The following is a 26048-nucleotide window of genomic DNA, read 5'->3' as shown; positions in this document are numbered from 1 at the left end:
GGACGAAGGGGGACGGATGAACGAGGACGACCCGGACGGTGGGCTGCTGCTCAGCTCCCGGGCGGTGGTGGACATCCTGGTCGCGGCAGTACGCGACGCCGGCGGCACGCTGTTGCGCTGGCGGATGGACCACGTCGACCACCAGCCGGGCCGCGCGACGACGGCGACCTACCGGGCGCACGTCGCCTGGCCCTGGGGAGAGTCGACCGAGGTCGTCGGGGTGACGTCCCGGGTGGGCGGACCGGACGAGTCGGAGCGGGCGAGCGCCCCCGTCTACCACGATCCGTACGGCCAGGAGGTGACCGTCTGGATCTACCCCGAGGACCCGGAGCTGCCAGGACTGCGCACCGCCGCGTACGCGGAGGGGGTGGCCGAACTGGTCAACGACTTCGGCTTGTGGACGCCGCGCGCGGGGGCGCTCTCGGGGCCGCGGCCGGTGATCGCGCCGGCGGACGTACGCCTCGACGTGGTCGGCTACCGCCCCCGGCAACGCGCCGTGCTGCGGGCCGACGTGCAGGCCGAGGGGATCAGCCGCCGGTTCTACCTCAAGGTCCAGACCGCGGCGGAAGCGGTGCAGACGATGGACCGGCACCGGATGCTGCGGGGGGCCGGCATCGACGTGCCGGAAGTGCTCGTGCTCACCGACGACTCGGTCGTCGTGTCGGCCGGGCTGCCCGGCTTGCCCCTGTCCACCGCGCTGTTCCGCGAGGACTCCCCCTGCACCGCGGAGGATCTGATCGCGGTGCTCGACGCCTTCCCGCCCGTGGTGGCGCGGCTGCCGCGGCGCGTGCCGTGGACCCAGTCGGTGCACTACTACGTCGAGGTGGTCGCCCGTGCGATGCCGGAGCTCGAGGAACGACTGCTCTGGCTGGCGGACCAGGTGAGCCAGGGACTCGCCGGCCTGGCGCCGGGCGACGAGGCCACCCACGGCGACTTCCACGAGGGTCAGGTGCACGTCGCGGGTGGACGGATCTGCGGGGTGCTCGACATTGACGGGATCGGTCCCGGCCGGCGCGCCGACGACCTGGGCTGCCTGCTGGCGCACCTGTCGACGATCCAGCGGATGGACATCCCCCAGGCGGCGCACCTGCAGCGGCTGCTGACGGAATGGACGCCGGTCTTCGACCGACGGGTCGATCCGACCGAGCTGCGGCTCCGCGCGGCCGGCGTGGCGATCAGCCTGGCGACCGGTCCGCACCGCAGCCAGGAGGCCGAGTGGCGCCAGGAGACGATCGCCATCGTCAGTGCTGCGGAGGCGCTCGTACGGCAGGTGGGCTGACCGGTCGGGACCCGGAAAACGCGGCCTTCGTGAGGTTGGTCACAACAGCTGGACAGGCCCCCGAAAGGCCGTACGGAAAGGGGGGATCGCCCGTACGGGCCGGGACAGCCACCGGTAGGCTCAGGCCCATGAGTGGAATTGGTGAGACCGAAACCGGGACTCCCTTCGCGGCTGTGTACTCGGCTGACGCGCTGGCAGGGTGGGATCCCGCCAGCAAGCTGGGAGCGCCGGGGGAGTACCCCTTCACGCGCGGTGTGTACCCCAAGATGTACACGACCCGCCCCTGGACGATGCGTCAGTACGCCGGCTTCGGCAACGCGCGCGAATCGAATCAGCGCTACAAGGAGCTGATCGCGAACGGGACGATGGGCCTGTCGGTGGCCTTCGACCTGCCGACGCAGATGGGCTACGACTCCGACGCCCAGATCTCCAAGGGCGAGGTGGGCAAGGTCGGTGTGGCGATCGACTCCATCGACGACATGCGTGTCCTGTTCGACGGCATCGACCTGGGCAAGGTCTCCACCTCGATGACCATCAACGCCCCGGCCGCCGTGCTGCTGCTGCTCTACCAGCTCGTCGCCGAGGAGCAGGGCACCACCGCTGACAAGCTCACCGGCACGATCCAGAACGACGTACTCAAGGAGTACATCGCCCGCGGCACCTACATCTTCCCGCCGTCCCCGTCGCTGCGACTGATCTCCGACATCTTCGCGTACTGCCACGACAACATCCCGAAGTGGAACACCATCTCCATCTCCGGCTACCACATGGCGGAGGCTGGCGCGACGCCCGCGCAGGAGGTCGCGTTCACCCTGGCCGACGGCATCGCCTACGTCGAGGCCGCGATGAAGGCCGGCCTGAACGTCGATGACTTCGCGCCGCGGCTGTCGTTCTTCTTCGTGTCTCGCACCACCATCGTCGAGGAGGTGGCGAAGTTCCGCGCCGCCCGTCGCGTGTGGGCGAAGATCATGAAGGAGCGCTTCGGCGCCCAGAAGCCGAAGTCGCAGATGCTGCGCTTCCACACCCAGACCGCCGGCGTGCAGCTCACCGCCCAGCAGCCCGAGGTCAACCTGGTCCGCGTCGCGGTGCAGGCGCTGGCCGCCACCTTCGGTGGCACCCAGTCGCTGCACACCAACTCGTTCGACGAGGCCATCGCGCTGCCGACGCCGAAGGCCGCACGGCTCGCGCTGCGGACCCAGCAGGTCATCGCGTACGAGTCGGACGTCTGCAAGACCGTCGACCCGTGGGCCGGCTCCTACGTGGTGGAGAAGCTCACCGACGAGCTCGAGGACGAGATCTGGAAGCTGATCAAGCAGATCGACGACATGGGTGGGGCCGTCAAGGCCATCGAGCAGGGCTTCCAGAAGGCCGAGATCGAGGACTCCGCGTTCGCGTACGCCCAGGGCATCGACTCCGGCGAGCGCATCCAGGTCGGCGTGAACAAGTTCACGATCGACGAGGAGGAGAAGTACGAGCCGCTGCGCGTCGACCCGACGATCGGTGAGCAGCAGGCCGAGCGCCTGGTCACCCTCCGCGCCAACCGCGACAACGATGCCGTCGAGGCAGCCTTGGTCAAGATCAAGGCTGCCGCCGAAGGCTCCGACAACCTCCTCTACCCGATGAAGGAGGCGCTGCAGGCCAAGGCCACCATCGGCGAGGTCTGCAACGCTCTGCGCGACGTCTGGGGCACCTACACCCCGAGCGACGCCGCCGGCTCCTGAGCCGACACCCCGACAGCCCCGACAGCCGGGATCGTCCGACGGCCGTCCTCCCCTGCGGAGGGCGGCCGTCGGCCTGTGTGGAGGTGATTGGATGCCGTCTCGTCCGGTGGCCTGTCGGGGACAGGGCGGCGGCGATAGGCTGGGCCAATGACCGCCTCACCCATCACGCCGGAGGTGGATCCCGGTCCCGCCATCGCGGTGGCCACCGCCGCCATCAGTGAGCGGATGATCGCTTTCCGACGCGACCTGCACGCCCACCCCGAGCTCGGCCACGCCGAGCGGCGCACCACCCAGCGGGTCGCCGACTCGCTGTCGTCGATCGGCCTGGACCCGAAGGTCCTGCCGGTCGGCACCGGGCTCACCTGCGACATCGTGGCTGACGACTGGGTGCCGGAGAAGGGCATGGTCGCCCTGCGCGGCGACATGGACGCCCTGCCACTCAGTGACGCCAAGGACGTGGCGTACGCCTCGCGGAACGAGGGCATCGTCCACGCGTGCGGACACGACGTGCACACCACCATCATCCTCGGCGTCGGACACGTCTTGGTGCAGTTGCGCCAGCGCGGGCTGCTCCGTACGGGAGTGAGGTTGATCTTCCAGCCGGCCGAGGAGTCGACCCCGAGCGGCGCGCCGGACGTCATCCGCGCGGGAGCCCTGAACGGGGTCCGGGAGGCGTACGCCCTGCACTGCGATCCGCGGACCATCGTCGGCCAGATCGCCGTCAAGCGCGGGGCGATCACCTCGGCGGCCGTCAAGGTCAACGTCAACCTGCGGGGGGCCGGCGGGCACACCTCGCGCCCCCACCTCACGGCGGACATCATCGGTGCCCTCGGCGCTGTCGTCACCGAGACCCCCTTCCTGCTCAGCCGGCGGATCGACCCGCGCAGCGGCGCGTCCCTGATCTGGGGCGGGTACGGTCCGGCAGCGTCGAGAACGCCATCCCACGGACCGGGGAACTGGGCGGGACACTCCGCGTCCTCGATGTGCCGGGGTGGAAGCGGGCAGTGTCGATCCTGCCGGATCTGATCACCTCGATCGTCGCCCCGTTCGGTGTCGAGGTCGACGTCGATGTCGACTCCGGCATCCCGCCCACGGTCAACGACGCGCGCGGTGTCGCCCGGCTGGTGGATGCCGCCGAACGCCAACTGGGCCCGCAGTCCGTCGCCCGCACCGCCCAGTCGATGGGCGGGGAGGACTTCGCCTGGATCCTGCAGGCCGTCCCCGGGGCGATGGCCCGGCTGGGGGTGCGGCCCCGCGACGTGGCCGAAGCCGACTGGCCCGACATCCACCAGACGCGCTTCGACGTGGACGAGGGATGCATCCAGGTCGGGGTCAAGGTGCTCAGTCGGCTTGCCGCCACACCCACGCATTACCAGGCCCGGCCCGACGGGTCGGGTGCCGGTGCCGACCAGCCGTCCATCGCCCACTCGCTCCAGGACACCCGATGATCGCCGTCGACTGGGCGGGCCTGCGCCGATCGGCGGTGGACGCCTGCGAGCGGGCGTACGCCCCGTACTCGAGGTTCCCGGTGGGTGCCGCCGCCCTCGTCGACGACGGACGCGTCGTGGCGGGCTGCAACGTCGAGAACTCGTCCTACGGAGTCACGCTGTGCGCGGAGTGCGGCCTGGTGTCATCCCTCGTGCTGGGGGGAGGCGGACGCCTGGTGGCGTTCGTCTGCGTCGACGGAGCGGGGACGTTCCTGATGCCCTGTGGTCGCTGCCGGCAGTTGCTGGCGGAGCACGCCGACCCCGGCATGCTGGTGCAGAGCGGGGACGGGCCGATTCCGCTGACGGAACTCCTGCCGCGGGCCTTCGGCTCGGCCGACCTGGACCGGATCGCGACGGCGCGGAAGGCGGGATCGGTGTCGCCGGGGAGGGCGGGCGAGAGGCCGGCGCCAGCGACGGCCGAGCGTCAGGCGGACGAGCGTCAGGCGGACTGGCGTCAGGGCGGTGGGCGCCGGAGCAGCACCTGCGCCGCGGCCTGTCGTTGTCCGCCGCCGTCACTGCGGTCGGCCGGGGCCTGAAGGACGGGATGGCCGCGGCCCGGCGCGACGGGCACCCGATCATCGTGCGGCAACTACTGACCGCCATGCGCCACGCCGATCGGGGCCTGGAGATCGCCGAACTGACCGCCCGGCACGAGGAGGACCTCGTCGCCGGATTCGACATCGCCGGGGCCGAGGACGGTTTCCCGCCGAGCCGGCAGCTCGACGCGTTTCGGTTCCTCGAGCGCGAGGGCATCCCGTACACCATCCATGCCGGGGAGGCGGTCGGCCCGGAGTCGGTCCAGGAGGCCGTCGAGGTGTGCCACGCCCAGCGCATCGGGCACGGTGTCCGGTTGATCGAGGACATTGACCTCTCCGGTGCGGAGCCAGTGCTGGGGGAGACCGCCGCCCTGGTGCGGAGCCGGCGCATCCCGTTGGAGGTCTGCCCCTCGTCCAACCTGCAGACCGGCGTCGCCGCCTCGCTGGCGGAGCACCCGGTGGACCGCCTGCACCGGCTCGGCTTCGAGGTGACGATCTCGTGCGACAACCGGCTGGTCAGCCGGACGACCCTGAGCCGGGAGTACGCGCTCCTGGTGGAGACGTTCGGCTGGACGCTCGACGACGTCCGGGCCACGGTCGATCGGGCTGTCCGGGCAGCATTCGTCGACGACGACACCAAGGAGAGGATCGCCGGGCACGTCGCGCACACCTGGCCGCACTGACGGGCCGACCTGGCTGCTTCAGCGGGCGGGGCGGGGAGCGGGGTGGGAATCGTCTCCGAGGGTCGAGGACCCGCCCGACAGTTCGGCGATGGCAGCCGCAAGGGCGGGGCGGGCCGCGTCGGTAACGAGCACGGGCCAGCGCCGCGCCGGGGCGTCGGCGGGGGACACTTCGAGATAGCTCCCCGTTCGTTCCGGCCAGGTGATCCGGAATGCGTCCCAGTCGCGCTCGAGAGGGTCCGCTCCCTCGCCCGGATCGAGGTGCAGGCCGGCGTGGTCGAGGGAGAAGAGCACGGGTGAGCCGCTGGCGCTGATCGTCTGGTGCTTCCTCTGCAGCAATGACCAGGCCGCTCCGACACCGAGCAACAGCAGCAGGATCCCGGGGACCAGGCTCGTCTGTCGGGCGCCGACGATTCCGGCGATGGTCAACCACGCGCCGCCGCCGAAGCCGATCACCACCGAGCCGGCGAGCCCGAGGCGGACATTACGTCGCATGTCCGCCCACCGCTTGCGGTCGATGTGCACGACGAAGCTCTCCATGGGGCGAGTATGGCAGCACCGTGGGTACGGGGCGGGGCCTTCCGAACGTGATGTGAACGCTCACACCCGCGCGTTGGGCGTATCGCGGTCATTGGGACCGGCGTGCCGGGCGATATCGTGGGGCCCATGACTTCATCCCGTGTGCTGACCGCTGTTGCCTGGCCGTACGCGAACGGACCTCGCCACATCGGCCACGTGTCCGGCTTCGGCGTACCCTCCGACGTCTACTCGCGGTACATGAGGATGAGTGGCCACCAGGTGCTGATGGTCTCCGGCACCGACGAGCACGGCACGCCGATCTCGGTGCAGGCGGAGAAGGAGGGCGTCGCGGTCCGCGAGCTCGCCGACAAGTACAACCGCGTCATCGTCGAGGACCTGCAAGGGCTGGGGCTCTCGTACGACCTGTTCACCCGGACCACGACGAAGAACCACTATCGCGTGACCCAGGACATCTTCCTCTCCCTGCACCGCAACGGCTACGTCGTGGCCCGGCCCACCCGCGGCGCCATCAGCCCCTCCACCGGTCGTACGCTGCCCGACCGCTACATCGAGGGCACCTGTCCGATCTGCGGCTACACGAGCGCCCGCGGTGACCAGTGCGACAACTGCGGCAACCAGCTCGACCCCATCGAGCTGAAGGATCCCCGCTCCCGGATCAACGGGGAGACCCCGCAGTTCGTCGAGACGGAGCACTTCTTCCTCGACCTGCCGGCGCTGGCGGAGTCGCTGACCGAGTGGCTGAAGACCCGCGAGGACTGGCGTCCGAACGTGATCAAGTTCTCCCAGCACCTGATCGACGACCTCAAGCCCCGGGCCATCACCCGCGACCTCGACTGGGGTGTCCCCGTGCCGCTGGAGGGGTGGCGGGACGAGCCGATGAAGCGGCTCTACGTGTGGTTCGACGCGGTGATCGGCTACCTCTCGGCGAGCATCGAGTGGGCTTTCCGGAGCGGGGACCCCGAGGCGTGGAAGGCGTGGTGGCTGGATCCGGAGACGACGGCCTCCTACTTCATGGGCAAGGACAACATCGTCTTCCACTCGGTCATCTGGCCCGGCATCCTGCTCGGCCACAACGGCCAGGGTGACCACGGCGGTGAGCTGGGCACGTTCGGTCTGCTCGACCTGCCCACGGAGGTCGTGTCGTCGGAATACCTGACGATGAGCGGCTCGAAGTTCTCCTCCTCCCGCGGCCATGTGATCTACGTGGGTGACTTCCTGCGGGAGTTCGGCCCGGACGCCCTGCGCTACTTCATCGCGGTCGCCGGCCCGGAGAACCAGGACACCGACTTCACCTGGGAGGAGTTCGTCCGCCGGAACAACACCGAACTCGCCGCCCAGTGGGGCAACCTGGTCAACCGCGCCGTCTCGATGGCCTGGAAGAACGTCGGCGCCATCCCGCAGCCGGGCGACCTGCAGGAGGTGGACCGTACGCTGCTCGAGGCCTCCCGGGCGGCCTTCGACATCGTCGGCGAGGCGCTGTCCCACAGCCACTTCAAGCACGGCATCGGCGAGGTGATGCGGATCGTCGGCCTGGCGAACCAGTACCTCTCGGAGACCGAGCCGTGGAAGCTGAAGGACGATCCCTCCCGGCGCGACACCGTGCTGTGGACGGTGCTGCAGGTGGTCGCCGACTGCAACACGATGTTCACCCCCTTCATGCCGCACGCCTCGCAGAAGATCTACGAGATGCTCGGCGGCGAAGGAGTCTGGGCCGCACTGCCCGAGATCCGTACGGTCTCCGAGGAGGGTGGACCGGACTACTCCGTGCTGATGGGCGACTACGCCTCAGCCGCCGCCGTGTGGAAGTCCCTGCCGATCACGCCGGGAACCCCGCTGGCCAAGCCCGAGCCGCTGTTCGCGAAGCTCGACGACGCGCTGGGCGAGACGGGACCGGAGTGGGCGCCGATCGTCGCCGACTGAGCCGGGCGCCTCGAGCGCTGGTACGACCGGCGCACCGGAGCGCGACAAAGTTCCGGCCGGCGCACCGGGGCGCGACAAAGTTCCGGCCGGCGCACCGGCCGGCGACAGCATTCCCGCCCCCGCTCAGGCGACGTCAGGGAGTCGGAACCGTTGATGGCGCCGCGGTCGGCGGCTCCGGTCGACATGGACGGGCGGGAGGACCTCGGCAATGCCGTCCGTTCCCAGGCGGATCTCCCAGCGTCTTGCGCTGGTGTCGGTTGCCGGTTCCACGATGCCGTGGTGGTGGGGACAGACCAGGACGAGATTGTCGAGCGAGGTCGGTCCGCCTTCCTGCCAGGGAATGATGTGGTGAGCGTGGCAGGCGGCGGGTGGCCGGTCGCAGCCGGGGAAGGCGCAGCCGCCGTCGCGTACGGTCAGGGCGGTGCGGATCGGCGGTGTGACGAGGCGATGCTCACGACCCACGTCGAGCACCTGACCCTCCCCGCCGAGGACGACCGGTAGGACGTCGGCGTCGCAGCACAGACGGCGCAGGTCAGCCGGTGCGATCCGTTCCCCGGTGGCGATCAGTCCGCCTGTCGCGGCCCTGTCCCGCAGTCGTTCCTCGGGGATGGTCACGACCACGCGCGGACGGTCACCGCCGTGGAGCGGGGCGTCGCCGTGCAGCGCCGCGGCCTCGGCGAGCGCCACCAGCGCGTCGGCCCGGCGCATCGTCGGGGTCAGCTCCTCGGCGAGGGGTCCAGGGCGTCGAGGGCGCGTCGGCGGTCGCGTTCGACCAGCGCGTCGATCTGGGTGATGAGGGTCTGGGCGGCCAGGACGGGCAGTTTGCCCTTGATCTGGACCGAGCCGTGGCCGTCGTCGGTGAGGATCAGTTCCCGGTTCTTGCGGGCGCGGCGCAGTTCGCGCTCCAGCCGCTTGGCCTCCTGCTCCTCGATGATCTCGGGGCGAGTACCTCCAGTAGGTGCTCCGAGAGGGTCGACAGGCCCTGGGAATCGAACTCAGTAGCGTACGCGACCATGTCGAGTTCGGCCTGCCGAAGCTGTTCGGTGCCGAGCTCGTCGGGCAACTGGGCGAGCACTCGGCTGATGGACCGGACCTGCGGCGGTGAGACCCTCCCGGCCAGGCCGGCCGCGCGTAGTGCGGGCAGGGCGGCCAGATCGCGGCCCTCGTGCACCAGGGCCCACACCTCGCGGCTGGTCATCCGGCGGGTGTCGGCGAGCCAGCTCACCACCCCCAGCCCCGTCACCGCGAGATCCGAGCCGTGGGCCTCGGTCTCGGCGACCAGTACGCCGGCCAGGATGCGCAGCCGATCCGCGGCCTCGATCGCCGCTTCTGTCATGGCCAGCCGCTCCGCATCAGATGCGAGCGCCCGGTCTTCGTCGGGCCCGTCCAGCAGCCCGTCCAGCAATCCCAGGATCCCGGCCATCGCCTGGCCGGTCCGGGTCCCCCACTCCCGTTCCATGTCCCCAACCGTACGATCAGCCTCAGACATTCTTCAGACACGTGAACGGTTACTGTCCGAGGGCCGATGGCGAGCGGACGGCGGGCCGGGTGGCAGGCCGATGGCGAGCGGACGGCGGGCCGGGTGGCAGGCCGATGGCGAGCGGACGGCAGGCCGGGTGGCAGGCCGATGGCGAGCGGACGGCAGGCAGATATCAAGCCAAGAGCAGCGGAAGGGCTGTCGGTGAGGGCAGGGCAGCGTTACGGCTCAGGCCTGCAGCCGTGACCGCCCGCGCCCGAGCTGTCCCAGCAGCGCCATCGCCACGCCCGACACGACGATCGATCCCACCGAGGACCCGAGCCAACTGGGCGCCGTGAAGTGGATTGCCTCAGCGGCTGCGGTCCAGAGGTCCGACCAGCCGGGAATGTCACCCGGGTAGATCAGCTGGTAGGCCAGGAAGCCGACCAGCCAGGCGACGACCGGGGCCCATCGGAACGGCGCTCGGTCGGAGACGTCCCAGGCGCCGCGTCGGATCAGCGCGAAATCGACCACGGCCACCGTGAAGAGCGGCACGAAGACCGACCCGATGAGGTACAGGAAGCTCTGGTAGCGGGAGAAATCCATCAGTCCCGCCAGCAGGGTGCAGAGGATGCCGATGCCGATCGACAGCACCCGGCGGTCGATGGAGGGGGCGAGGTTGTGGACCGACATCGTCGTGGAGTAGATGTTCGCGAACGCCTCGTCCACCTCGTCCACCATCAGGATGAAGAGGGCGACGCCGCCGGCCGGCAGCCCGACCAGGGCGCCGATGAGCTTGGCGTCCGACAGGTCGCCGTTGAGGTGGGCGATGGCGAACACTCCCAGCGCGTAGTACGCGATCGCGGCGAGGCCGTAACCGACGGCCGCGCCGGTGAAGGCCGCCTTCGTCGAACGGGAGTGCCGCGAGTAGTCGGCGGCCAGCGGGGCGAACGACACCACACCGGCCACGGCGAGGTCGACAGCGGGCCAGAAGCCGATCACGTTCGTCTGGTCGATCGGGTGCGACGGCTGGCGCAGCACCATCACGAAGAGGTAGGCCGAGCACAGGAGCACCAGCCACACCATGATGGTGCGCAGCAGCTTCACCGATCCGAGGGGGCGTACGGCCATCGTCGTGGTCACCGCCCCGGCCAGCAGCACGAACGGCCAGCGCCAGCCCGCGCCGAGGATCGTCGCCGCCGTCGTGGAGATGACGATCAGCTCCATCGTCCCCCAGCCGATGTTCTGGAGGATGTTGAGCACGGTCGGCACGGTCGAGCCGCGCCGTCCGAGCAGTCCGCGCAGCGCGACCATCGAGGGTGCCCCGGTGACCGAGCCGAGGGTCGCGGAGCCGCCGAGGATGACCGCGCCGATGGCGCAGCCGACAACGGTGGCGAGCAGGCCCAGGCCGACAGAGCCGACCGACAGGCCGATCAGAGCACCGGTGAGGGGCCCGAAGAGCGAGATGCCGAGGTTGCCCCACAGGGCGGTCTGTGCCCACACCCCGAGGGTGCGCGGTGGCTCGGTGCTCAGCACCAGTGGCGCCTCGACGCCTCGTCCGTCCACGCCACCGGGCTCGGTGGTCGACAATTGCGGTGATTCGACTGTCATGGAGATCAGCTCCCTACGCCGGCATGATCCGGTCAGGTTCGTCCGGTCGGCCGACCAGCCCTGAGGCTGTGGACCTCGTGGCGCTCGACCCTCTCAGCCCGCCATGTGGCGCGGACTCCCGGGGAAATAGTTCTCCTGACATTATCACGGCCTCCGCACGCCCTTATGCATGTGACTGAGATCACGGACTCCTGTGTGGTACCCGAGTTGACCTGTGAGCCGGCTTACAGCCAATCTCTAAGGACAACCAACGGGGCCCAGTCACCCCGCTGATTCATGAGGAGCGACAATGACGCCGCACACCCGATCGCCCCATTCCGAATTGCCGGAAGTGGAGGCCAATCTCCCGAAGCACCACGCACCCCTCCCTGAGATCTGGGACAAGGACCGCGACGGGCATCACGATCCTGAGGGCATCGATTTCATCGCTGTCCAGAACTCCGCCGAGTACCGGGCCCTGCGCACGTCGCACGTGCGGTTCGCCTTCCCGATGGTGATCACCTTCGTGGGGTACTACTTCGTGTTCGTCCTGCTGTCGACGTACGCGCCCGCCTTCATGGGCGCGCGGATCGCCGGCAGCTACATCCCGTGGGGCGTGCCCCTGGGCCTGCTGGCCTTCGCCAGCACCTGGTTCGTCACGTGGGCGTACGTGCGCCACGCCAACAAGAACCTCGACCCCCGTTCCACCGCCCTGCGTGAGGCCCTGGAAAAGAAGGCGGCCCTGTGATGCTGACCCTGCTCGACACCGCCAAAGCCGTCCAGTTCGGCAACCCCCTCATCAACATCTCGATCTTCGCCGTCTTCGTGATCGCGACGATGGGTGTGGTCATCTCGGTCAGCCGTAATGCTGACAAGAAGGCCGCCGCCAGCTTCTACACCGGCGGCGGCGCTTTCTCGGGTCGCCAGAACGGCCTGGCCATCACCGGTGACTACCTGTCGGCGGCCGCCTTCCTCGGCGTCACCGGCGCGATCGCGATCAACGGTTTCGACGGCTTCCTGTACTCCGTCGGCTTCTTCGTCGCGTGGATCATCGCCCTCACCCTGGTGGCGGAGCCGCTGCGTAACACCGGCCGCTACACCATGGCCGATGTGCTGTCGTTCCGGATGGATGCCAAGCCGGTCCGTACGGCCGCGGCGATCTCGACCCTGGTCATCTCCTTCGTCTACCTGCTGGCCCAGATGGCCGGCGCGGGCGGCCTGGTCGCCCTCCTGCTCGGCATCAAGTCGACGATCGGGCAGAACCTGGTCATCGTCGTGGTCGGCGCGATCATGATCGCGTACGTCCTCATCGGCGGCATGAAGGGCACCACCTGGGTGCAGATGATCAAGGCCGTCCTGCTGGTCACCGGCGCGACGGTGATGGCCCTGTGGGTCCTCGTCTACGCCAACTTCAACGTCTCGCACCTGCTGCGGGACGCCATCGCCCACCACACCGGCGGCGAGGCCATCCTCAAGCCCGGCCTGCAGTACGGCAAGGACTGGGCCACGAAGTTGTCCTTCATCTCGCTGGCCATCGCGCTCGTCACCGGCCCGTCGGGCCTGCCGCACGTGCTGATGCGCTTCTACACCGTGCCCACGGCCAAGGAGGCCCGCCGCTCGGCCGTGTGGGCGATCAACCTGGTCGGCCTGTTCTTCATCGTCACCTTCCTCCTGGGCTACGGCGCCATCTGGCTCGTCGGCCAGAACACCGGCGGGATGGGTAACACCCTCATCGCCGGCGCCCCGGGCAAGGCGAACGCGGCGGCCCCGCTGCTGGCCCTCCAGCTCGGCGGCGAGATCATGATGGGCATCATCTCCGGCATCGCCTTCGCGACCATCCTCGCGGTCGTCGCCGGCCTGACCATCACCGCGTCGGCGTCCTTCGCCCACGACATCTACAACAACGTCCTGAAGGGCGGCAAGGTCGACGCCGCCTCCGAGGTCCGGGTCGCTCGCGCCACCTCCGTCATCATCGGCATCCTGGCCGTGATCGGTGGGATCTTCGCCAACGGTCAGAACATCGCGTTCCTGATCTCGCTGGCGTTCGGCGTCGCGGCTGCCGCGAACCTCCCCGCGATCCTGTTCACGCTGTACTGGCGCTCGTTCAACACCCGTGGCTCGGTCTGGTCGATCTACACCGGCCTGATCACCTCTGTGGTGCTCATCGCGTTCTCGCCGGCCATCTCCGGGGACAAGTCCGCGTTCTTCCCGCACGCCGACTTCGCCTGGTTCCCGCTGACCAACCCGACGATCGTCGCGCTCCCTCTGGCGTTTTTCATGGGCTGGCTCGGCACGGTCACGGCGAAGAACAAGGCCGACAAGGCGCTGCAGGCCGAGATGGAGGTCCGCTCCATGACCGGTCTGGGGGCCGGGGAGGCCATCGTCCACTGAACCGGACGCGCTGATACGTACGCACCCCGGGGTCGGGCCGCTCAGCGGCCCGACCCCGGGGTGTTCATCGGTTGGGTGTTCGTCGGTTGGGTGGCACGCCGCGACGCCGCTCGGGTCAGGAGCCGTCCAGCCCCAGCAGCAGGGCGATCTCGGCCTTCAGACCCGCCAGATGCCCGGTGGCCCGCTCGCGGGCCGTGGTGAGGTCGGTCGATTCCTCCGGTGTGGCCCGCACCTCGAGGTAGCACTTGAGCTTCGGCTCGGTCCCTGAGGGGCGCACCACCACCCGTGACGTACGTGCCTCGAGGAGCACGGCGTCGGTGGGTGGCAGATCCGGCGTCCCCTCACGCAGGTCGACGGTCCGCACCGGCTCTCCGCCGAGGGTCGCCGGCGCCGCGTCGCGTAGTCGTCGCATGGCGCCCGCGATGAGCTCGGTCTCCTCGGACCGGAAGGACAGCTGGTCGGTGGCATGGAGGCCGTGGGTGCGCATCACCCGGTCGAGGACATCGCTCAGCGTCCCACCCGCGTCGGCGCACCGACCCGCCAGGTCGAGCACCCGGACCATGGTGGTGATCCCGTCCTTGTCGGAGACCGCCTCCGGATCAGTGCAATAGCCGAGGGCCTCCTCGTACCCGAAGGCGAGGTCCGGCACGCGGCCGATCCACTTGAACCCGGTCAGTGTCGTGGTGTGCGGTGCCCCGGCCGCCGCGCACATCCGCGCCAGCAGGGTGGAGGAGACCACCGAGTTCGCGTACGTCCCGCGCACCCCGCGCTCGAGCAGGTCGGCGCCGAGCAGGACACCGAGCTCATCGCCTCGCAGCATCCGCCAGCCGTCCGGTCCGTGGACCGCGACCGCACAGCGATCCGCGTCGGGATCGTGAGCGATGACCAGGTCGGCCCCGGTGCGTGCGGCGAGGCCCAGCGCCAGGTCCAGGGCTCCGGGTTCCTCCGGATTGGGGAACGGGAGGGTGGGGAAGTCCGGATCGGGCTCGGCCTGTTCGGCCACGACCGTCGGTGCGGGCAGCCCCGCGGCGTCGATGACCCGCTGCACGGTCGCCAGCCCGACACCGTGCAGCGGCGTGTAGACCCACCGCAGCGGGCGCCCGGAGTCCGCTGCCAGCGCGCGGGGCCGGGGCTCGCTGAGCAGGGAGGCGGCCCGTGCGACGTACGCCTCCTGCAGCTGCGGGGCGGCCGTGCGCCAGGTCGCAGCCCGCGGCAGGCTCGCCAGCGGTTCGGCGCTCGCGGCGGCGATGCGGGTCGCGATCTCGCCGTCGACCGGCGGGATGATCTGCGATCCGTCCCCCAGGTAGACCTTGTAGCCGTTGTCCGCGGCGGGATTGTGGGAGGCGGTGACGACCACCGCGGCGACGCAGCCGAGCGCGCGGATGCCGTACGCCACGACCGGGGTGGGGACCGGCTGCGGCACCAGCACCGCATCGAGCCCGTGGCCGGCCAGGATCTCGGCGGTGTCGCGCCCGAAGGTCGCGGACCCGTGACGCGCGTCGTGGCCGACCAGCACGCGCCCGCCTCCCTGTCCGTTGTCGAGGAGATAGCGCGCCAGACCGGCGGCTGCCCGGCTGACGACGACCCGGTTCATCCGGGCGGGGCCCGGCCCGAGGGGACCGCGCAGGCCGGCGGTCCCGAATTCGAGGGGCCGGCGAACGCCGCGTGCAACTCGGCCAGGGCGGAGGCATCCCCGCTGCGGGCGGCGGTGACCAGGCCGTCGAGGATCGCCACCGTGTGCGGGTCGGGGTCCTCCGCCCGCCAGGCCGCCGCCCGGTCGAGGAGGCCGGCAAGGGCGGTCACAGCACCTCCATCACGTCGGCGAGCAGCGACCGCAGTCGGGGTCCGGCGGCCCTGCCGGCTGCCAGCACCTCGGCGTGGTCCAGCGGCCGGTCGGCCACCCCGGCCGCCTGGTTGGTGACCAGGGACAGGCCGAGGACCTCCAGGCCCCGCTCGCGGGCGGCGATGGTCTCCAGCGCGGTCGACATCCCGACCAGGTCGGCACCGATCCGCCGCGCATACTCGACCTCGGCCGGTGTCTCGTACTGCGGGCCGTGGAACTGCGCGTACACCCCTTCCGGCAGCTCCGGTCGGAGCCGGCGCAGCGCCGCCCGCAGGCGGGGGAGTAGGCGTCGGACATGCTGACGAACGACGGGCCGCGCAGCGGCGTGGCGCCGGTCAGGTTGATGTGGTCCCGGAGGAGGACCGGGGTGCCCGGCTCCCAGTCGCGTCGTACGGACCCGCAGCCGTTGGTGAGCACCAGGGTCCGTACCCCGGCGGCCGCGGCGGTCCGCACGCCGTGGACGACGGCCTCGACGCCGGTGCCCTCGTAGAGGTGCGTACGGCCGGTGAACAGCAGGGCGATCGCTCCGGTGGCCGTACGGATCGCGAGCACCTCACCCCCGTGCCCGGCGACGACCGGGGCCCGGAACCCGGGGAGTCCTTCGAGCGCCATGCTGGCCAGCGGTGTGCCGAGGGCGTCACGTCCATCGGCCCAGCCGGATCCCAGGACGACGGCCACATCGGCGTGGTCGATCGCGAGGCCGGTCAGCATGGCCGCGGCGGCACGCTCGGCGACGTCCTGCCAGGAGCCGCTCTCCGCTGCCCCGGCACCGGGCGATCGATCCGGGGAGGGGGATCCGGGGTGGCCGGCACGGGGGAGCCCGCGCCGGTCGTCGCGGTCGTCTCGGGGCTCATGGGCGAGAGTCTGCCACGTGCCGCACGGCCCGCGGGCGACGACCGCGGTGCCGCCCTGTGGCACCGCAGGCCCGTGCGATCCGTGTCACGGCACCGGGAGGGTCGTGAGGCCGCGCAGACCGCGACCTCATGGAAGAATGCCCGATGTGACCAAGGTTGTGATCATCGGTGGAGGACCAGGCGGCTACGAAGCGGCCCTCGTGGGGGCGCAACTCGGTGGGGAGGTGACCCTGGTCGACAGCGACGGGATAGGAGGTTCCGCGGTCCTCACGGACTGCGTTCCGTCGAAGTCCCTGATCGCGACCTCGAACGTGATGTCCACGATGGAGCAGGCCTCGGGGCAGGGACTCTACTCCCCGGCCGGTGACGAGGACCTCACCCTGACGGTGACCACGGACCTGGCTGCCGTGAACACCCGCGTCATCCAGCTCGCCGAAGCCCAGTCCGGCGACATCGCCATGCGGCTGGTCAAGGAGGGCGTACGCATCGTCCGCGGCAAGGCCCGTCTGGAGGGCACCCGCGCGGTCGTCGCGACCACCGAGTTCGGGGAGGAGCGGCTCGAGGCCGACGTCATCCTCGTCTCCACCGGGGCACACCCTCGGGTCCTGCCGGACGCGATGCCGGACGGGGAGCGGATCCTCGACTGGACGCAGGTCTACAACCTGACCGAGCTGCCCGAGCACCTGATCGTCGTCGGCTCCGGCGTCACCGGCGCCGAGTTCGCCAACGCGTACGACGCCCTGGGTGTCCGGGTGACTCTCGTGTCGTCGCGCGACATGGTGCTGCCCGGCGAGGACCCCGACGCCGCCCGCGTGCTGCAGGACGTCTTCGAGCGCCGCGGCATCACCATCATCAGCCGCGCCCGCGCCGTGTCGGCCCGCCGTGAGGGTGACGGTGTCGTGGTCGGCCTCGAGGACGGCCGTGAGGTCGTCGGGTCGCACGTCCTGATGGCGGTCGGCTCCATCCCGAACACCGCCGGTATCGGCCTGGAGGAGGCGGGCGTCGAGCTCGACAAGCGTGGCTACGTGACCGTCGACAAGGTGTCGCGGACGTCGGCCCGGGGCGTCTACGGGGCGGGGGACTGCACCGGCGTCTTCGCCCTCGCCTCGGTCGCTGCCATGCAGGGCCGGATCGCGATGTGGCACGCCCTCGGCGATGCCGTTCCCCAGCTCCGCCAGGAGACGATCGCCTCGAACATCTTCACCGCGCCGGAGATCGCCACCGTCGGCGTCACGCAGAAGGACATCGACGAAGGCCACTCGACCGCCGAGGTCGTCATGATGCCGCTGGCCTCCAACGCCCGCGCCAAGATGCAGGGCTTCACCGACGGGTTCGTGAAGCTGTTCTGCTTGCCGCTGACCGGGATCATCGTCGGTGGTGTCATCGTCGCCCCGACGGCCTCCGAACTGATCCACGCGGTCTCGCTGGCGGTCGCCCAGCGGATCTCGGTCGACGACTTCTCCCACGCCTTCACCGTGTACCCGTCTCTGTCGGGCTCGATCGCGGAGGCGGCCCGCCGCCTGCACACGCACGGCCAGACCGCGACCGCCCAGCTGACCAACTGAGTCGCGTACGCCGGGCTGCTGAGACGCGCCCGGGTGGGGTCATCAGGACCTCGCCCGGGCGCTTCCTCGTCCCGGGCCATGTACGGCGGACGCGACCGGGCCGCCGCCTCGTCCTCGCTGGGAGGACGGGACGACGGCCCGGTCGGACGTCGGTCCAGCGAGCCCCGTCAGGGGCCCGTCAGGATCACTCGGCGTCGATGATCTCGCACATCACCTCGCCGGACTGGACGGTCTGGCCACCCTCGACCGCAAGGCCGGTGATGATGCCGGTGCGGTGCGCGTTGATGGGCTGCTCCATCTTCATCGCCTCGAGCACCACCACCAGGTCACCCTCGGTGACCTCCTGACCGTCGGTCACGGCCACCTTGACCACGGTGCCCTGCATCGGTGCGGTCACCGAGTTGCCGGAGGCCTCCTTGACGGCCGACTTGGACTTCTGGCGCTTCGGCTTCTTGGCGGCGTTCGTGCCGCCGCTCATGCTGCCGAGACCGGCCGGCAGGCTGACCTCGACGCGCTTGCCGTTCACCTCGAGGACGACGGTCCGCTTCTCCTCGGCCTCGCCCCCTTCGCCGGGGGCGCCGTCGTACTGCGGGATCTGGTTGTCGAACTCGGTCTCGATCCAGCGGGTGTGGACGGCGAACTTGCCGTCGGCCGCGGTGAAGGCCGGGTCATCGATGACGACCTTGTGGAACGGGATGGCGGTCGGCATGCCCTCCAGCACCAGCTCGTCCAGCGCGCGGCGGGAGCGCTGCAGCGCCTGCTCGCGGGTCGCGCCGGTGACGATCAGCTTGCCGACGAGGGAGTCGAACGAGCCCGGGACGGTCATCCCCTTGCGGTAGCCGTCGTCGAAGCGGACGCCCGGACCCTGCGGGGCGACGAACTCGGTGACGGTGCCCGGGGCAGGCATGAAGTTGCGGCCCGGGTCCTCGGCGTTGATGCGGAACTCGAAGGAGTGACCGCGCAGCTCCGGGTCGCCGTAGCCGAGCTCCTCGCCGTTGGCGATGCGGAACATCTCCCGGACGAGGTCCAGGCCCGAGACCTCCTCCGACACCGGGTGCTCCACCTGGAGGCGGGTGTTGACCTCCAGGAAGGAGATCAGGCCGTCCTGGGCGACCAGGAACTCGCAGGTGCCCGCGCCGACGTAGCCGGCCTCACGGAGGATCGCCTTGGAGGACTCGTAGAGGCGGTTCATCTGGTCCTCGTTGAGGAACGGGGCCGGGGCCTCCTCGACGAGCTTCTGGTGGCGGCGCTGCAGCGAGCAGTCACGGGTGGAGACCACCACGACGTTGCCGTGCTGGTCGGCGAGGCACTGGGTCTCGACGTGGCGCGGCTTGTCGAGGTAGCGCTCGACGAAGCACTCACCACGGCCGAAGGCGGTGACGGCCTCACGGGTGGCCGACTCGAAGAGCTCGGGGACCTCCTCGAGCGTACGGGCGACCTTGAGGCCACGCCCGCCGCCGCCGAAGGCAGCCTTGATGGCGATCGGCAGGCCGTGCTCACGCGCGAAGGCGACGACCTCGTCAGCGTTCGCCACCGGGTCCGGCGTACCGGGAACCAGCGGTGCGCCGACCTTGAGAGCGATATGACGGGCGGCGACCTTGTCACCCAGATCACGGATCGACCGCGGGGAAGGGCCGATCCAGATCAGGCCTGCGTCGATGACGGCCTGGGCGAAGTCCGCGTTCTCGGCGAGGAAGCCGTAGCCCGGGTGGATGGCGTCGGCTCCGCTGCGGCGAGCGACGTCGATGATCTTGCCCATGTCGAGGTAGGACTCGGCGGGCGTCGCGCCACCCAGCGCATACGCCTCGTCTGCGAGCTTCACGAACAAGGCATCGGCGTCCGGATCAGCGTAGACGGCGACGCTGGCAATTCCCTCGTCACGTGCTGCGCGGATCACACGGACCGCGATTTCCCCTCGGTTCGCGATGAGCACCTTGCTGATGGGCACTATTCCTCCTGGGTTCCACTCTGAACCGCCCGACGGCTTCCCCGGCCATGACGGCACTGTCAGGCCAGAGTCTAGGGGTTGTCCGGGCCCGGAGTGAGCGCTTGTTCAACCCACCGACAAGGGTCGTTCCGCAGGCCGGTGCGCCGAAAATCACATCCCGCGCCGTGCCGTGAGGGGAGCCCCGAAAGTGTGACCCAGTTCACGGAGAGTTCGGACCACCACCGGTGCCGTGACGGGGTCGAGATGGAGGGACACGGACTGTTCCGGATGTCCGTCGGCCGCGATCCGGCCCACCGAGGCGCGCATCCGCTCCAGCGAACTGGCCGAATACTCCACGATCACCTCCAGGCCGGCGTCACGGGCCATCCCGAGCAGCGGCGACAGGTGGTGGACGACCAGGGGCAGTTCCGGGTCGTACGACGCGATGGCCCGCAGGATGGCTTCGGCGTGGTCCTTGCGGCGACCGGCCATCCGCGCCAGCGCCCCGCTGGGACGGACGTAGGAGAGCCGCCCCTGCTCGGTGAAGGCGAGCGAGTCGACGGCCCCGATCTGGTAGATCAGTTCGGCGTACAGATCCTCGAACGCGACGTCGACGTAGCGGTCGCCACCCCCCAGGAAGTCCCGGTAGCCCACGCCGGCACCCAGCCGCACACCCGCGGCCAGGCCGCGGCGGATCGCGGCGAGGATGACGCGCGGCGTCCCGGCGTGCAGGCCCGCCGGGATGGTGATGCTCGAGACGTACGGGAGCACGGCCTCATCGTGCTGGAGCGCCTCGACCCGGATGGTGTCGCCGATCGTCGCATTGAGGTCCACTTGCACTGCGTCTGCCTTCTCTTCGGCTCGGGGCAGCCGAGCCATGGGGGTCATCGGGAGGATACGCCGCCTCCCGCGGGTGCGTCCCGTCCTCGCAACGGAACCGCCGCCCCGCCGGAGTCCCCGGCGCGGGCGGCACGCTCCTGGTCAGGAGCGATCTCGAGCGGCTTCGGCCCGCTCAGAAGGGGAGCTTGCGGAAGATCGGCTGCGGGACGTGGCGGAGCACCAGCATGACCAGTTGGAACAGCTTCGGCGCCCAGATCACCGTACGGTGCGCGCGGACGCCGTCGACCACCTCGGCCGCCACCTCGTCGGGGGTCACCGCGAGCGGGGCCGTCTTCAGGCCGGTCGTCATCTTGGACTTCACGAACCCGGGGCGCACCACCAGCACGTTCACGCCGGAGCCGCGCAGTGCCTCGCCGATGCCGCGGTAGAAGCCGTCGACACCCGCCTTGGTGGAGCCGTAGACGAAGTTGGAGCGGCGGATCCGCTCGCCCGCGACACTGGAGAGCAGGACGATCTGGCCCTGGCCCTGCTGGCGCATCCGTCCGGCGAGCAGGACACCGAGGTGGACGGGGGCGGTGTAGTTGACCTCGGCCAGTTCGAGCGCCTGCTGCGGATCCTGCCAGGCACCCTCGGCATCGCCGAGCACGCCGAACGCCACCACGGCCATGTCGATGTCACCCCCGCTGAAGGCCTCCTCGATCGTTGCGGCGTGCGTGTCCGTTGCGCGGGCGTCGAGGTCGACCTCACGCACCGCGACACCCTCGGCCCGCAGCGACTCCGCGGCCGCCGTGCGACGCTCGGTCGGCCGGGCCGCCAGCACCACGTCCAGGGCCGGGCTCTCGGCGGCGTATGCGCGGGCGATGGCCAAGGCGATGTCTGAGGTGCCACCGAGCAGCAGCAAGGTGCGGGGGTTCGCGGTCGCGTCCATCATGAGGGGATCTCCTGGGGGTCAGAGGAAGACGGCGAGGCAGATGGTCACCAGCCACGCCAGGCCGAGTACGAGGAGCACTCGGTCGTGCAGGACGACGTCCTCGGGGGCGCCGCCTTCGCCACGGTCGATCCGGAAGGCGTACTCCAGCATCGCCATGGCGAACGGGAAGATCGAGATGCCGGCCCACAACCCCTTGGTGTAGCCACCCAGGCGCTGGTCGAAGGCCCACAGCGAGTAGGACATCACCACGGCCACGGCCGCCAGTTCCCAGACGAACTTCAGGTAGCTCTCGGTGTAGGACGCCAGCGACTTGCGGGTCCCCGCCTCGGGGCCGAGGTGGCGCATCTCCGAGTAGCGCTTGCCGGCCACCATGAACATCGAGCCGAAGGAGGCGACCAGAAGGAACCACTGGCTGAGCGGGATGTCGCTCGCGACGCCACCGGCGACCGCCCGCAGCAGGAAGCCGGACGCGACGACCGCCAGGTCGATGACCGGGAAGTCCTTGAGGAAATAGGAGTAGAGGAACTGCACGACGACGTAGGTGGTCAGCGTGATGCCGAGACCGGGGGAGACCGAGAAGCCGAGCGCGAGGCCGCCGACGCCGGTCAGTCCGGCGAGGACCCAGGCGAGCGGGATCGGCAGCTCGCCGGCCGGGATGGGACGGAGCCGCTTCTTCGGGTGCTGGCGGTCCGCCTCGATGTCGTGGATGTCGTTGAGCAGGTAGATGGCGGCCGAGACCGCGATGAACGCCACCATCGCGAGGAGGGTGGCGAGCAGGACGGTTGGCTCACCGATGCGACCAGCAGCCAGCGGGGCGGTCAGGACGAGGACGTTCTTGATCCACTGCTTGGGTCTCATGGCCCGCAGCCACGCCGGAAGGAAGCGGCGGGGGCGGGCGGGCGCGTCGGTCAGCTGCGGGGCGATTCCGGAATCGGGCGTCGAACTCATGATGGCGTCAGCCTACTGCCACATGTCCACCCACTTGATCCCCAGACCGGCCAGCAGGCGCCGCAGCAGCGGCAGGCTGATCCCGACGACGTTGTGGGGGTCGCCCTCGACCCCGGAGACGAAGGCGCCACCGAGCCCGTCGAGGGTGAAGGCCCCCGCCACCCGCTGGGGTTCGCCGGTGGCGACGTACGCGTCGATCTCCTCGTCGGAGGGAGTGCCGAAATGGACGACGGTGCTGCCGGTCCCCGAGACGGCTGCCGTCTCGACGAGCTCGTCGCCGGTCAGTACCACCACCCGGTGGCCGGTGTGCAGGACGCCGGTGGCGCCCCGCATCATCCGCCAGCGGGTCCGCGCCACCTGGGCGGTGTGCGGTTTGCCGTACGCCACGCCGTCCAGGTCGAGGACGGAATCGCACCCGATCACGATCGTGGTGCCGGCGGGGGCGGTGGGGGCGGCCGGCCCGGCACCGGCGGACCGGGCCCGGAGCTCGGTCACCACGGCCTCGGCCTTGAGCCGGGCCAGCAGGTCGGCGAGCTCCGCCGGGCCGGCGGCGTCGACGCCGTCCTCGTCCACCCCGGAGACGATCACTTCGGGATGCAGTCCCGCGGCGCGCAGGGTGGACAGACGAGCCGGGGAGGCCGACCCCAGGACCAGCCGGTGCCTCATGGTGAGGCTGTGGCCCGGTCGCGGAGCGGTCTCCCCGGCTCGATCGTGGGTGCGTGGTGTCACGCCCGACAGACTAGAACTGGCGCAGACCCGAGTTCCAGGTCTCCCGCCCGGTCGCGAAGGTGCGCCGGACGGCTCGCCAGTACGAGTTGTACCGGGAGTGGCGGGGCTGGGTGCCGGTGCCCGGAAGGGCGTCGGGACCCGCCATGGTCGCGAACACGACGGTGATCGCGGCGAGATCCTCCTCCGAGGGGTTCCCGCCGATGACGCGGAAGGCCGTCGGAGACGTGGTCACGTCGGTGTCGGTGCTCACAGCGGGATGTTCCCATGCTTCTTCGGCGGCAGGCTCTCGCGCTTGGTGCGCAGCAGGCGCAGCACGCGGACGATCTCCTGGCGGGTGTCGTGCGGCTGGATGACCTGGTCGATGTAGCCACGTTCCGCCGCGACGTACGGGTTCGCCAGGGTGTCGTTGTACTCGTCGATCAGCGTCTTGCGCAGCGTCTCCGGGTCGGAGTCGTTGGCCAGCTGCTTGCGGTAGAGGATATTGACCGCACCCTCGGCACCCATCACGGCGATCTGGGCGGTCGGCCAGGCGAGGTTGACGTCGGCGCCCAGGTGCTTGGAGCCCATCACGTCGTATGCGCCGCCGTAGGCCTTGCGGGTGATGATCGTGATCAGCGGGACGGTCGCCTCGGCGTAGGCGAAGATCAGCTTCGCGCCGCGGCGGATGATGCCGTTCCACTCCTGGTCGGTGCCGGGCAGGAAGCCCGGGGTGTCCTCGAAGGTGACGATCGGGATGTTGAAGCAGTCACAGGTGCGGACGAAGCGGGCGGCCTTCTCCGAGGCGTCGATGTCGAGGCAGCCGGCGAACTGCATCGGCTGGTTCGCGACGATGCCGACCGTACGACCCTCGACGCGGCCGAAGCCGACGACGATGTTCTGCGCGAAGAGCTCCTGGACCTCGAGGAACTCCTCGTCGTCCAGGACGGCCTCGATCACCCGACGGATGTCGTACGGCTGGTTCGGCGAGTCCGGGATCAGGGTGTCGAGGGCGAGGTCGGTCTCGCTGATGCCGAGGTCGGCGACCTCGTCGTAGAACGGCGGGTCCTCGAGGTTGTTCTGCGGCAGGTAGGAGACCAGTTCGCGGACGTACTCGAGGGCGTCGGCCTCATCGGCGGCCAGGTAGTGGGCGTTGCCCGACTTGGTGTTGTGGGTGCGGGCGCCACCCAGGTCCTCCAGTGAGACGTCCTCGCCGGTGACGGTCTTGATGACCGCGGGGCCGGTGATGAACATCTGCGAGGTCTGGTCGACCATCACGGTGAAGTCGGTGAGGGCGGGGGAGTAGACGTGACCGCCGGCCGCGGCACCCATGATCAGCGAGATCTGCGGGATCACGCCGGAGGCCAGGGTGTTGCGGCGGAAGATCTCGCCGTAGAGGCCGAGGGAGACCACGCCCTCCTGGATCCGGGCGCCACCACCCTCGTTGATGCCGATCAGCGGGCAGCCGGTCTTGAGGGCGAAGTCGATGATCTTGACGATCTTCTCGCCGTACACCTCGCCGAGGGCGCCACCGAAGATGGTCACGTCCTGCGAGAAGACGCACACCGGGCGACCGTGGATCGCCCCGATGCCCGTGACGACGCCGTCCCCGTACGGACGCTTCCCTTCCAGGCCGAACGCGTGGGAGCGGTGCCGGGCGAACTGGTCCAGCTCGGCGAAGGACCCCTCGTCCAGCAGAGCGTCGATGCGTTCGCGGGCTGTCTGCTTGCCCTTTGCGTGCTGCTTCTCCACGGCGGCCGCGGAGCCTGCGTTGACAGCCTCCTCGATGCGCCGCTTCAGATCCTCGAGTTTCCCTGCTGTCGTGTGGATGTCGACGTCCATACTTTTTGAAACCTTCGCCTCGGGTGCCTACTACGATGTAGCTCCCGCCCCCTGCACGGTCGTACGGCGTCGGGCAGGGATGCGGGCTTTGGCGCCGACTGTAGCGCCTGACTGAGCGCTCCGCCGGTCAGCTGAGGATTCAGCGGGCGCCGGTAGGCTGGCGATCATGGCGGATTCCCCACGTACCGATGAAGAACGCCTCCGACAGCGGGTTCTCGCTTCTGGAACGGGCCTTGGCGTGGGTGCCGGACTATGGCACAACGTCGAGGTCGTCGCCTCGACAGGGTCGACCAACGCCGACGTCGCGGCCCGGATGCGGGCCGGTACGGGCGTGGGCCTGGTCCGCGTCTCCGACCACCAGAGCGCCGGCCGTGGCCGCTTCGACCGTCGGTGGGAGGCGCCGCCCGGAACCGCGGTGGCGATCTCGCTGGGCGTCCGGCCGCACCGCCCGCTGCCCGAGTGGATGTGGCTCTCCCTCTTCACGGGGGTGGCGATCGCGCGGGGGATCCGCCGGGCCACCGGGGTGGAGGCGATGCTGAAGTGGCCCAACGACGTCCTCATCGGTGGCCGCAAGGTCTGCGGGATCCTCTCCGAGCGGGTGGACGGCCCTGACGGCCCCGGCTGCGTCGTGGGTTTCGGGATCAACGTGTCGCTGTCGGAGGACCAGCTGCCGGTGCCCACCGCGACCTCGCTCGCCCTGTGCGGTGCGGACGTGGACCGGGTCGACCTGATCGCGGAGGTGCTCGGTGCCTGGTCCCAGATGTACCTGCTGTGGGACGAGGGCCGCCTCGCGGAGATGCGCCGGGTCTACGAGGAGCAGTGCTCGACCATCGGCCGTGACGTACGGGTGCTGCTGGAGGTGCCCGGACGGCTCGGACGTACCGTCATCGGGCATGCCGTGGGGATCGACACCTCGGGGGCGGTCCTGGTGCGGACGGAGGACGGGGTGGAGGCCTTCGCCGCCGGCGACGTCACCCATCTGCGGTGACCGAC

Annotated in this window: 21 protein-coding genes and 3 pseudogenes; 11 read left to right on the top strand and 13 right to left on the bottom strand. The window is 70.1% G+C overall.

Going from position 1 to position 26048, the window contains the following annotated elements:
* Positions 1 to 16: 16 nt before the first annotated feature.
* From Rai3103_RS01150 to Rai3103_RS01130, 6 genes and pseudogenes are all read left to right on the top strand, one after another.
* Positions 17 to 1279, top strand: a complete 1263-nt coding sequence (locus tag Rai3103_RS01150) for a phosphotransferase (protein WP_153571031.1) — start codon at positions 17 to 19, stop codon at positions 1277 to 1279.
* 128 nt (positions 1280 to 1407) lie between these two features.
* Positions 1408 to 3000, top strand: a complete 1593-nt coding sequence (locus tag Rai3103_RS01145; RefSeq protein ID WP_153571030.1) for an acyl-CoA mutase large subunit family protein — start codon at positions 1408 to 1410, stop codon at positions 2998 to 3000.
* 147 nt (positions 3001 to 3147) lie between these two features.
* Entirely contained in the window at positions 3148 to 4026 is an 879-nt protein-coding gene (locus Rai3103_RS01140; RefSeq protein ID WP_228489062.1) for an amidohydrolase, read from the top strand.
* Positions 4005 to 4448, top strand: a complete 444-nt coding sequence (locus Rai3103_RS17220) for a M20/M25/M40 family metallo-hydrolase (protein ID WP_422396017.1) — start codon at positions 4005 to 4007, stop codon at positions 4446 to 4448. Before Rai3103_RS01140 ends, Rai3103_RS17220 begins: the two co-directional genes overlap by 22 nt.
* A pseudogene (locus Rai3103_RS01135) lies at positions 4448 to 4858 on the top strand (cytidine deaminase); the annotation flags it as partial. The gene Rai3103_RS17220 and the pseudogene Rai3103_RS01135, both read left to right, overlap by 1 nt.
* A gap of 128 nt (positions 4859 to 4986) precedes the next feature.
* Positions 4987 to 5706: an adenosine deaminase family protein gene (locus tag Rai3103_RS01130; protein ID WP_194793217.1), complete on the top strand. Its 720-nt coding sequence runs from the start codon at positions 4987 to 4989 to the stop codon at positions 5704 to 5706.
* An 18-nt stretch (positions 5707 to 5724) separates the two neighbouring features.
* On the opposite strand, the gene Rai3103_RS01125 is transcribed toward Rai3103_RS01130, so the two are convergent.
* Positions 5725 to 6243 (bottom strand): hypothetical protein, encoded by a 519-nt coding sequence (locus Rai3103_RS01125; RefSeq protein ID WP_153571028.1) that lies wholly within the window; start codon positions 6241 to 6243, stop codon positions 5725 to 5727.
* Between the two features lie 126 nt (positions 6244 to 6369).
* Between Rai3103_RS01125 and metG the strand changes: the two genes are divergently transcribed.
* On the top strand, positions 6370 to 8163 hold the full coding sequence (metG, locus tag Rai3103_RS01120) for a methionine--tRNA ligase (protein ID WP_153571027.1): 1794 nt from the start codon (positions 6370 to 6372) through the stop codon (positions 8161 to 8163).
* Between the two features lie 123 nt (positions 8164 to 8286).
* Here the strand turns inward: metG and Rai3103_RS01115 are convergent, their stop codons facing one another.
* The 3 genes from Rai3103_RS01115 to Rai3103_RS01105 all read right to left on the bottom strand — a co-directional run bounded on the left by Rai3103_RS01115 (position 8287) and on the right by Rai3103_RS01105 (position 11230).
* On the bottom strand, positions 8287 to 8871 hold the full coding sequence (locus Rai3103_RS01115; RefSeq protein ID WP_153571026.1) for an HNH endonuclease signature motif containing protein: 585 nt from the start codon (positions 8869 to 8871) through the stop codon (positions 8287 to 8289).
* A 157-nt stretch (positions 8872 to 9028) separates the two neighbouring features.
* The gene (locus Rai3103_RS01110) at positions 9029 to 9622 is read right to left on the bottom strand and encodes a DUF222 domain-containing protein (protein ID WP_194793216.1); all 594 of its coding nucleotides are present in this window, start codon (positions 9620 to 9622) and stop codon (positions 9029 to 9031) included.
* A gap of 246 nt (positions 9623 to 9868) precedes the next feature.
* Positions 9869 to 11230, bottom strand: a complete 1362-nt coding sequence (locus Rai3103_RS01105) for a purine-cytosine permease family protein (RefSeq protein ID WP_153571024.1) — start codon at positions 11228 to 11230, stop codon at positions 9869 to 9871.
* A gap of 289 nt (positions 11231 to 11519) precedes the next feature.
* Here Rai3103_RS01105 and Rai3103_RS01100 point away from each other — a divergent pair, with 289 nt between their 5' ends.
* Both Rai3103_RS01100 and Rai3103_RS01095 read left to right on the top strand, forming a co-directional pair.
* Entirely contained in the window at positions 11520 to 11957 is a 438-nt protein-coding gene (locus Rai3103_RS01100; protein WP_153571023.1) for a DUF485 domain-containing protein, read from the top strand.
* Positions 11957 to 13600 carry a solute symporter family protein gene (locus tag Rai3103_RS01095; RefSeq protein WP_153571022.1) on the top strand — a complete coding sequence of 548 codons (1644 nt, stop codon included), beginning with the start codon at positions 11957 to 11959 and terminating at the stop codon, positions 13598 to 13600. Before Rai3103_RS01100 ends, Rai3103_RS01095 begins: the two co-directional genes overlap by 1 nt.
* 115 nt (positions 13601 to 13715) lie before the next feature.
* On the opposite strand, the pseudogene Rai3103_RS01090 reads toward Rai3103_RS01095, so the two are convergent.
* Together Rai3103_RS01090 and Rai3103_RS01085 are read right to left on the bottom strand one after the other, a co-directional pair.
* Positions 13716 to 15403, bottom strand: a pseudogene (locus tag Rai3103_RS01090) (phospho-sugar mutase).
* Positions 15400 to 16154, bottom strand: a pseudogene (locus tag Rai3103_RS01085) (purine-nucleoside phosphorylase). The pseudogenes Rai3103_RS01090 and Rai3103_RS01085 overlap by 4 nt, the downstream one beginning before the upstream one ends.
* Before the next feature lie 289 nt (positions 16155 to 16443).
* On the opposite strand from Rai3103_RS01085, the gene Rai3103_RS01080 reads away from it, so the two are divergent.
* A complete protein-coding gene (locus Rai3103_RS01080) occupies positions 16444 to 17862 on the top strand; it encodes an NAD(P)H-quinone dehydrogenase (protein ID WP_228489061.1) in 1419 nt (472 codons plus the stop codon).
* 184 nt (positions 17863 to 18046) lie between these two features.
* Here the strand turns inward: Rai3103_RS01080 and Rai3103_RS01075 are convergent, their stop codons facing one another.
* The 7 genes from Rai3103_RS01075 to Rai3103_RS01045 all read right to left on the bottom strand — a co-directional run bounded on the left by Rai3103_RS01075 (position 18047) and on the right by Rai3103_RS01045 (position 25055).
* The gene (locus Rai3103_RS01075; RefSeq protein WP_228489373.1) at positions 18047 to 19813 is read right to left on the bottom strand and encodes an acetyl/propionyl/methylcrotonyl-CoA carboxylase subunit alpha; all 1767 of its coding nucleotides are present in this window, start codon (positions 19811 to 19813) and stop codon (positions 18047 to 18049) included.
* Between the two features lie 147 nt (positions 19814 to 19960).
* The gene (locus tag Rai3103_RS01070) at positions 19961 to 20629 is read right to left on the bottom strand and encodes a LamB/YcsF family protein (RefSeq protein WP_194793215.1); all 669 of its coding nucleotides are present in this window, start codon (positions 20627 to 20629) and stop codon (positions 19961 to 19963) included.
* 172 nt (positions 20630 to 20801) lie between these two features.
* Positions 20802 to 21560: a decaprenylphospho-beta-D-erythro-pentofuranosid-2-ulose 2-reductase gene (locus Rai3103_RS01065; RefSeq protein WP_153571019.1), complete on the bottom strand. Its 759-nt coding sequence runs from the start codon at positions 21558 to 21560 to the stop codon at positions 20802 to 20804.
* Between the two features lie 18 nt (positions 21561 to 21578).
* Positions 21579 to 22508: a decaprenyl-phosphate phosphoribosyltransferase gene (locus Rai3103_RS01060; protein ID WP_153571018.1), complete on the bottom strand. Its 930-nt coding sequence runs from the start codon at positions 22506 to 22508 to the stop codon at positions 21579 to 21581.
* 12 nt (positions 22509 to 22520) lie between these two features.
* Positions 22521 to 23174, bottom strand: a complete 654-nt coding sequence (locus Rai3103_RS01055) for a Maf family protein (RefSeq protein ID WP_153571017.1) — start codon at positions 23172 to 23174, stop codon at positions 22521 to 22523.
* A 73-nt stretch (positions 23175 to 23247) separates the two neighbouring features.
* Positions 23248 to 23487 carry an acyl-CoA carboxylase subunit epsilon gene (locus Rai3103_RS01050; protein ID WP_228489060.1) on the bottom strand — a complete coding sequence of 80 codons (240 nt, stop codon included), beginning with the start codon at positions 23485 to 23487 and terminating at the stop codon, positions 23248 to 23250.
* The gene (locus tag Rai3103_RS01045) at positions 23484 to 25055 is read right to left on the bottom strand and encodes an acyl-CoA carboxylase subunit beta (protein ID WP_153571016.1); all 1572 of its coding nucleotides are present in this window, start codon (positions 25053 to 25055) and stop codon (positions 23484 to 23486) included. Before Rai3103_RS01045 ends, Rai3103_RS01050 begins: the two co-directional genes overlap by 4 nt.
* Before the next feature lie 238 nt (positions 25056 to 25293).
* Here Rai3103_RS01045 and Rai3103_RS01040 point away from each other — a divergent pair, with 238 nt between their 5' ends.
* Positions 25294 to 26043, top strand: a complete 750-nt coding sequence (locus tag Rai3103_RS01040) for a biotin--[acetyl-CoA-carboxylase] ligase (protein ID WP_228489059.1) — start codon at positions 25294 to 25296, stop codon at positions 26041 to 26043.
* Positions 26044 to 26048: the final 5 nt, after the last annotated feature.

The organism is Raineyella fluvialis (genome assembly GCF_009646095.1).
Taxonomy (GTDB): Bacteria; Actinomycetota; Actinomycetes; order Propionibacteriales; family Propionibacteriaceae; genus Raineyella; species Raineyella fluvialis.
The sequence above is the reverse complement of the archived record's forward strand: the minus strand, read 5'-3'. Positions and strand labels throughout refer to the sequence as shown.